Genomic DNA, 7,745 nt, shown 5'->3' on the forward strand with positions numbered 1-7,745 from the left:
GGTGTTGCTGACTCCAATACCGAGCCGGTACGCCGCGTCGACGTCGATGGTGTCGTAGCCGGCTCCGTGGTGCACGATGGCGCCGAGGTTGGGCAGCGCCTTCATCAGTTCCGCGTCCACACCAGGGGGGCCAGAGTCGACGATGGCGAAGACCGACCGTGCATGCTTGGCAAGAAAGTCGGCTCGTCTGGCATCGTTAGGTAATTGCAGCACCTGGTATTTCGCCGTCAGTACGCTGGCCAGTGACGGCTCGATCGTGCCCACTTGAAGAACGTTCATACCTGGCCTTTCAGTCTCGGCGCTAATCCATGGACGGCTGGTATTCCTGCCGTCAGTTCATCGTTGCGTTCCACACACGTCACGTCGTCACCGCTGACACCCGTTTGGGACCCCCGCCAGCGGTACTCAACTACGTACCTGTGAGCGCGCAACACGAAGATTCCGGCTGGCGGGGGCGATTGATAGGTGCCAGCGGTGACGACACCGATTCGCTGAACCGCGATTCTTGAGCAATGTCAAGCAGCACAGATGTGGTTACCCGTGACGTCGGTGGGGATGCGTTCAATCCGACGATTCCGGCGCCGATGACCAATGTGGCCGAGTACGGGTTCGAGGGGCGCTTCGAGGACTGGGCCGAGGACGCGCGTTACTTCGAATACTCCAAGGCCGCAAACCCGATTGGGTCCGGGCACACTTCGCACGTTCCGATCAAGTCCTTCGGCCGGGACCTCTACCTCGACGGTCCCACTGGAGTCATCCCGTTGGATCTGTCCACCGAACTGGGCATCAATGGCGGTCCCGCGACCAGTCCCGCGTTGGTGGCGCACTTCGTGCGGATCCGTGCAGGTGAGCAGATCGCCACCAACCCGAACGCCGCATCGCAGCTGTACTACGTGATCAGCGGCCGAGGCTTCACGGCGGTGAACGGTCGGCTTGCGCGGTGGGAGAAGGGTGACTTCCTGACCCTGCCAGCCAACAGCCGGGCGACGTTCTACGCGGACTCCGGCTCCGACGCCGCGATGTACTGGGTCCACGATGAGCCGCTGCTTCGCCACCTAGGCGCAGAGGCCACCCAACCACGTTTCCGCCCAACGAAATTCCGCCGCACTGAGGCCGTGGCTCGGCTGGATGAGATCGCCGCGCGCCCGGGCGCAAACGACAAGAGCAGAGTAAGCGTCCTGTTGGCCAATGCCGAGGAGGAGCAGACACTGACCATCACGCACGTGTTGTGGGCAATGTTCGGTCTGCTGCCGCCAGATCAGGAACAACGTCCACACCGCCACCAGTCGGTCGCGCTCGATCTGATTCTCGACGCCAAGCCCGGCTGCTACACGCTGCTAGGCACACGATTGAACGAGCGGGGCGACATCGTCAACCCGACCCGTGTCGATTGGGAGGCGGGCGGCGCGTTCGTCACGCCACCCGGCTTGTGGCACGCGCACTTCAACGAGTCGGGGGCGCCTGCGCACCTGATCCCGATCCAGGACGCGGGCCTGCAGACCTACCTGCGGAGCCTGGACATCCGGTTCTCCGACCGCCGGTGATCACTCGATTTCGACCGGGATGTTGACCTCCAGTGAGGTGCCTCCTCCCGGGTGCACCCACCGCCAGCCCTTTGGATGGCTCTACTGGCGTTCTGGCAGCGGCGGGGACGGCCTGCTCGCAACGTTTTGTGGCGAGCTAGTCGGACTCGTTTGAGAGTGCGTACAAATCACGAAGATTGATCACAATTGCCTCCTGGGTGCTGCGTGCGATCACGACCACAGCGGGAGTGTTCGGGTCCGGGTTTTCTTCTCGGTGCGGAACGTACGGCGGGACGAAGATGTAGTCGCCGGGTGCGGTGGCGATGCGGACTTCACCGACGCCGTCATGGAATACGAACTCCGGGTTGCCGCTTCGTACGAAAATCGCTGTTTCGGATTCGCCATGGTGATGGTTGTCCGACGCCGTCGCCGGCGCGACATGGGTCTCACCCATCCAGATCTGCTCTGACCCGACCGAAGTTCCGCTGATCGCGGCAAATCGCTGCATACCCTCGGTCTGGGCGGTACCGGCGCTGAGCTCTGAGGCCCTGACATGGTGCACGCGCGACCGTAACGCCCCGCGAGCACGCGCGCCGGTGGTCAGGTCTGGATGAAAAGCGTCGCTGTTAGACAGGGAACCTCGGCCTCATTCCTTTGTTGCTTGACATCATATGAAGCTCCGCTATCTCATGAGCGCCCTTTCGAACCACGTGTGCGGTGTGGGGATCAGGGGTTGATGACGATGCGGCCTGCGGGCCCGCCGCTTGTCACGGCCCGGTAAGCGTCCTGGCTTTCGTCGAGGCCGTAAGTTCGGCTGATCGGCAGTGGTCGGAACGCGCCGGATTCGAAATATGGCGCCATTTCGGTCAATCGGCTGCCCGATTCGACGACGCCCACATTGCTGCTATTGGCGCCGAGCAGCCGGCTTTCGTTGCGGTAGAAGTCGATCAGATCGATCTCGACCACGCGGGTCCCGACTGCGCTGATGACCACGAGGCGGCCACGGGGGGCCAGCGCGGCGAGGGCCGCTGCGGTGGTGACACCTCCGACGGCGTCGTAGACCACTTCGGCGCCCCGGCCTCCTGTCACCTTTCGGATCTGATCGGCGATATCTTGCGCGTCGCCGTTGGATGTGACGAACTCCTCCAGAATCGTTGCCGCCGGGGCATCGTCGCGCGGCGGTGTCCGGTCGATGCCGATCACCCGGGCGCCGCGGGCGCAGGCGTCTGGGCCACTGCGCCGCCGACCCCGCCGGACACCCCGACCACCGCGATGGTCTCGTCCTTGTTCAGCTGTGCGGCCTCGACCGCGCCGAGCCAGCCGACGACGAAGTTCACCCCGACGGTGGCGGCTTCGGCGAAGCTAAGTGCTTCGGGCATGCGTGCCAACGCCTCGACGGGCACGCCGAGCAACTCGGCGTGCGATCCGTCCCGCGTGAAGCCGACGTCGCCGCCGGTTCCCCAGACCTCGACACCGATCCATTCGGCGGGTCCGTCGACGACAATGCCGGCGAAGTCACGGCCGGGCACCCGGGGCGGCACGGTCGCCGGGAACGCCCCGGCGACATTCTTGACGTCCGACGGGTTCACAGACGCCGACTGCACGGCGATGACGGCCTGGCCGTCGCGCGCGACGAGATCGGCGACGTCGGCGACGTGCAAGACATCGGGATCACCAAAGCGATCAAAACGTAAGGCGCGCATGGCGGATCCTCCTCTGGACGTTTGTCGAGCGTTTCCACGTCACTCTCAAGAGTCCGGCAGCCACATACGGGTGTCGTCACTGCTGACACCCATCAAGGCCCCCGCCAGCGACACTCCGCGATACCTGCCAGCCGGAGTCACGGCCGGGCGCTAGCAGTGACGACAGCGATCACCTCGCAACGCCATGATGGTCCTGTGCCACCTGAGCTGTCAGCTGCTCAGCCCACAACGACGAGGGCAGGACGATGACCCACTCACAGCCCATCTCGACGAAAGGTGCCGAAATCTCGTCGGAGAGAAGCGCAGCAGCAGTGGTCGACGCTGCAACCGAGCTCACCGACGGGTACCACTTGGTCGTCGATGCGCTCAGGCTCAACGACATCCACACGATCTACGGTGTGGTCGGTATCCCCATCACCGATGTGGCGCGCGTCGCGCAGGCCTCGGGTATCCGCTACATCGGTTTCCGGCATGAAAGCGACGCGGGGCACGCGGCGGCGGCAGCCGGGTTCTTGACCAAGAAGCCGGGTATCTGCCTGACCGTCTCCGCTCCGGGCTTCCTCAACGGACTCGTCGCACTCGCCAACGCCACGACGAATTGCTTTCCGATGGTCCAGATCTCTGGGTCCAGCGAGCGGCACATCGTCGACCTCAAGCGAGGCGACTACGAGGAACTCGACCAGCTCGCGGCGGCTGAACCGTTCGCCAAAGCCACCTTCCGGGTGAACCGCGTCGAAGACATCGGTCGGGGCATAGCCCGGGCGATACGGACCGCAGTATCAGGGCGTCCCGGCGGGGTCTACCTCGACATCCCGGCCGCGGTGCTCGGCGAGGTCGTCGACATCACGGTCGGCAGCGCGTCGCTGCGGCGGGTGATCGACCCCGCGCCGAGACAGTTGCCTGCACCCGAGGCCGTGGACCGGGCGATCGCGCTGCTCGCCGGTGCGCAGCGGCCGCTGGTGGTGTTGGGCAAGGGTGCCGCATACGCGCAGGCGGACAAGGAGATCCGAGCCTTCATCGAGGCGACCGGCCTGCCGTACCTACCGATGTCGATGGCCAAGGGCCTGCTGCCCGATCATCACCCTCAGTCAGTGGCCGCCGCCCGTTCGCTGGCACTGCACGAAGCCGATGTCGTGATGCTCGTCGGCGCCAGGCTGAACTGGCTGCTGGGACACGGCGAGGCGCCGCAGTGGAATCCCGACGCACGGTTCATCCAGGTCGACATAGAGCCGGCCGAGTTGGACAGCAATCAACCGATCGCCGCGCCGTTGGTCGGCGACATCGGCTCCGTGATGGAGGCCCTTATCGATCGGACGAAGCCCGACCAAATCAGGGCGACGCCTCAATGGCGCGGAGAACTGGCTGCGCGCTCGGCGCAGAATGCCGCGAAAATGGCCGACCGTCTCGGTGCCGATCCACGCCCGATGCGATTCTACGGAGCGATGCGTGCCATCCGCGACGTGCTGCGCGAGCAACCCGAAGCCTATGTCGTCAACGAAGGTGCCAACGCACTGGATTTCGCGCGCAACGTGATCGATATGTCAGTCCCGCGTCACCGCCTCGACAGCGGCACCTGGGGCATCATGGGAATTGGCATGGGGTATGCGATCGCCGCCGCAGTCGAAAGCGGTTCGCCGGTCGTGGCGATCGAAGGCGACAGCGCGTTCGGATTTTCCGGGATGGAACTAGAGACCATCTGCCGTTACCAGCTACCCGTTGTGGTGGTAATCCTCAACAACGGTGGCGTCTACCGCGGCGATGGGATCAACCTCGTCTCCGACGACCCGTCGCCGACCACCCTGATGCCGCAAGCCCGCCACGACCGCCTGATCGAGGCGTTCGGCGGCAAGGGCTACCAAGTGACCACGCCCGCGCAGCTCACCATCGCGCTGATCGGCGCACTCATGTCGGGCGGCCCCGCGCTCATCGATTGCGTGATCGACCCCGCCGACGGCACCGAAAGCGGCCACCTCACCCACCTCAACCCTGCAGGCGTCGGACAGAAATGACGCCAAAGAACCTGCCGCGCGCCGGTCCTCAGCATGACCGGACCGGCGCCACTAGCGCTAGCCGGTAGTCAAGCTTCCAGCTGGCGGGAAGCGTTGATGGGCGCCAGCAGTGGCGACATGTGCTCGCTCGCCCGCAATCGTGGAGGTGAAACGTTGCACCCGTGCACCTGATGACCACGATGCGGTCCGTCCGCCCGGTAGGAGACTTCAGATGACTGCTGACCCGGAAGTGCTCAGCATCGAACAGGCGCCGCGAGGTGGACCCGATGCTTCCTGGCTGTATCGGAGGCAACCGGCGGCTTATCCGGAGTACCAGGACCGCTACGACGCAGACGTGGACGAGTGGGCCAAGTGGGATGCCGACCGAGCCAGTGTCGACTGGATCCTGGCCAGGACCGGAATGTTCCATGGGGTCGAAGCCAGCGCCGTTCCCGCGCTGACAAAGCAGCTGCAGCCTGTCGACTTCCCACGCGGACAGACCGTGTTCGCCGAAGGAGAACCTGGCGATCGCCTGTTCATCATCATTTCGGGCAAGGTCAAGATCGGCCGCCGGTCACCAGACGGGCGCGAGAATCTGCTGACAATCGTGGGACCGTCGGACATGTTCGGCGAGCTGTCGATCTTCGACCCTGGACCCCGGACCGCGAGTGCGACCACCATCACCGAAGTGCGTGCGGTGTCGATGGACCGCGACACGCTGCGCGCCTGGATCGCCGATCGCCCGGAAATTGCCGAAAAATTGCTACGCGTACTGGCCCGTCGGCTGCGTCGCACCAACAACAATCTCGCCGACCTGATCCTCACCGACGTGCCGAGCCGCGTCGCCAAGCAGCTGCTGCAACTCGCGCAGCGCTTTGGCACCAAGGAGGGCGATGCGCTGCGCGTCGATCACGACCTCACACAGGAGGAGATAGCGCAATTGGTCGGCGCATCACGCGAGACCGTCAACAAGGCGCTCGCCGACTTCGCCCATCGCGGCTGGATTCGATTGAAAGCCAAGAGCGTGCTGATTTACGACTGCGAGCGCCTTGCGCAGCGGGCGCGCTGACCGTTTGAAACCTGCCTTCACTGCTTTGACGGCCCCCTAGGTGCGATTGGCCGGATGAACCACCCACGGTTCTACATCGTCTTTCTAGTGAGAACCGTGACGACGGGGTCATGGGCTGATATCGAGTAATCGCTGCCGGGAGTCACTCTGTCAAGACCGTCTGCAAGTGCGCTGACCGCCGCACCACCACTGGTGCTACTGCACCCGTTGGGGTCGACGGGCGCGGTGTCATGGGCCTTACTCGCCGAATCGCTTCGGGGTGCAGGCCATCGCGTCGTTGCACCAGACCTGCCGGGGCACGGGAGCTTCGTCGACACCCCGTTTACCTGGGAGAATGCCGTCGCGACGGTCCGCGCCACAGCCGAGCGGTTTGCACCGGAGAAGCCTGTCCTCATCGGCCATTCCCTCGGGGCGGCGACCGCGATATACGCCGCCCAGCGCGAGCCGACCAGCTATGCCGGCCTGGTTATGAGTGGTGCGGGGGCATGCTGGAACGACCGGTACGTCAGGTGTGGGTTGACGGTCGCGGCGGCCATCGGAGCCCTCTCAGCAGCGGTCGGCCGTCGCGAATTACTTGCCCATGCCGCAGGCGTACGCGGAGGTCGTCAAATCATGAGCGCCGCCCGCATGGGCGACGTCGGGCCGCTCCAACTGTGGCGCGCCGCGCGGCAGCTGACGCGATTCGATGTGCGCAATACTCCTCCACCACCGCTACCGTGCGCCGTCATCGTGCTCACCGAGGACCGGCGGATGCCGCCGGGGCTGCAGCGGGGACTCGCCAGATACTTGGGCTGTCCGCACGTCGACGTCGCCGCGGATCATGACGCACCGGTCCGCCAGACCGCCCGATTCTGCGACGGCGTGCAAACCGCACTCGCGGCGCTTGGCGGTGGCGACCAGGTCAAGCCCCTGAAGCCGCGACCGGTGACTCTCGTCGGCCAACGTCATGGGGGAGGTCGCCCATGACCACACAGGTCCACGACCACGATGCGGTCGTCATCGGGGCGGGGCCCGCCGGTCTCGCCGTCGCGCGTGAGCTTGAGCACAAGCACGGCTTCAAGCCTCTCGTCGTTGACCGAGCAGCGGCGCCGGCCATCTCGTGGCGCACGCGCTACGACAACTTCCGCCTCAACACCACCGGCTTCCTGTCGCATCTTCCCGGACAGCGGATCCCGTTGACCGCAGGCCGTTGGCCGACGCGGGAGGACATGATTCGTTACTTCGACGACTACGTGCGGCGGCAGAACATCACCCTCGAACTCGGCTGTGAGGTCAACGGAGTGACCCCCGCAGCAGGCGGCTGGCGACTGGACACATCGTCAGGCGACATCCGGACAGAGGCGATTGTGCTCGCCACCGGCAACTACCGCACGCCAACCATCCCTGCGTGGCCAGGCCTGAGTCATTTCAGCGGCGAGGTCGTACACTCAGGCAACTTCAGAAACGCCTGGCCGTTCCGGGG

General features: G+C 65.1%; 8 protein-coding genes and 1 pseudogene. 5 read left to right on the top strand and 4 right to left on the bottom strand.

The window, feature by feature from the left end; genetic code table 11:
* Positions 1-279, bottom strand: a pseudogene (locus QOJ24_RS03445) (2-hydroxyacid dehydrogenase); the annotation flags it as partial.
* Between the two features lie 233 nt (positions 280-512).
* Between QOJ24_RS03445 and QOJ24_RS03450 the strand changes: the two are divergent.
* On the top strand, positions 513-1,544 hold the full coding sequence (locus tag QOJ24_RS03450) for an AraC family ligand binding domain-containing protein (RefSeq protein WP_526259125.1): 1,032 nt from the start codon (positions 513-515) through the stop codon (positions 1,542-1,544).
* A 136-nt stretch (positions 1,545-1,680) separates the two neighbouring features.
* On the opposite strand, the gene QOJ24_RS03455 is transcribed toward QOJ24_RS03450, so the two are convergent.
* The 3 genes from QOJ24_RS03455 to QOJ24_RS03465 form a co-directional block, all read right to left on the bottom strand.
* Entirely contained in the window at positions 1,681-2,157 is a 477-nt protein-coding gene (locus tag QOJ24_RS03455; protein WP_526259136.1) for a cupin domain-containing protein, read from the bottom strand.
* A 92-nt stretch (positions 2,158-2,249) separates the two neighbouring features.
* The gene (locus QOJ24_RS03460) at positions 2,250-2,726 is read right to left on the bottom strand and encodes a zinc-binding dehydrogenase (RefSeq protein WP_526259127.1); all 477 of its coding nucleotides are present in this window, start codon (positions 2,724-2,726) and stop codon (positions 2,250-2,252) included.
* Positions 2,723-3,226: an alcohol dehydrogenase catalytic domain-containing protein gene (locus tag QOJ24_RS03465; RefSeq protein WP_526259129.1), complete on the bottom strand. Its 504-nt coding sequence runs from the start codon at positions 3,224-3,226 to the stop codon at positions 2,723-2,725. Before QOJ24_RS03465 ends, QOJ24_RS03460 begins: the two co-directional genes overlap by 4 nt.
* A gap of 245 nt (positions 3,227-3,471) precedes the next feature.
* Between QOJ24_RS03465 and oxc the strand changes: the two genes are divergently transcribed.
* From oxc to QOJ24_RS03485, 4 genes are all read left to right on the top strand, one after another.
* Positions 3,472-5,235, top strand: coding sequence for an oxalyl-CoA decarboxylase (gene oxc / locus QOJ24_RS03470; RefSeq protein ID WP_526259131.1), 1,764 nt, complete (start codon positions 3,472-3,474; stop codon positions 5,233-5,235).
* Between the two features lie 400 nt (positions 5,236-5,635).
* Positions 5,636-6,283 carry a Crp/Fnr family transcriptional regulator gene (locus tag QOJ24_RS03475; RefSeq protein ID WP_526259138.1) on the top strand — a complete coding sequence of 216 codons (648 nt, stop codon included), beginning with the start codon at positions 5,636-5,638 and terminating at the stop codon, positions 6,281-6,283.
* A gap of 192 nt (positions 6,284-6,475) precedes the next feature.
* Positions 6,476-7,249, top strand: a complete 774-nt coding sequence (locus QOJ24_RS03480; protein WP_526259133.1) for an alpha/beta fold hydrolase — start codon at positions 6,476-6,478, stop codon at positions 7,247-7,249.
* The coding region (locus QOJ24_RS03485) for an NAD(P)-binding domain-containing protein (RefSeq protein WP_526259134.1) at positions 7,246-7,745 on the top strand (500 nt) is incomplete at its 3' end. The genes QOJ24_RS03480 and QOJ24_RS03485, both read left to right, overlap by 4 nt.

It is taken from the genome of Mycobacterium sp. (genome assembly GCF_032159775.1).
In the GTDB taxonomy this organism is placed as follows: domain Bacteria; phylum Actinomycetota; class Actinomycetes; order Mycobacteriales; family Mycobacteriaceae; genus Mycobacterium.

Coding starts and splice junctions, on each gene's coding strand:
- QOJ24_RS03450 (WP_526259125.1), top strand. CDS start 513: ATGTCAAGCAGCACAGATGTGGTTACCCGTGACGTCGGTGGGGATGCG.
- QOJ24_RS03465 (WP_526259129.1), bottom strand. CDS start 3,226: ATGCGCGCCTTACGTTTTGATCGCTTTGGTGATCCCGATGTCTTGCAC.
- QOJ24_RS03475 (WP_526259138.1), top strand. CDS start 5,636: ATGTTCCATGGGGTCGAAGCCAGCGCCGTTCCCGCGCTGACAAAGCAG.
- oxc (WP_526259131.1), top strand. CDS start 3,472: ATGACCCACTCACAGCCCATCTCGACGAAAGGTGCCGAAATCTCGTCG.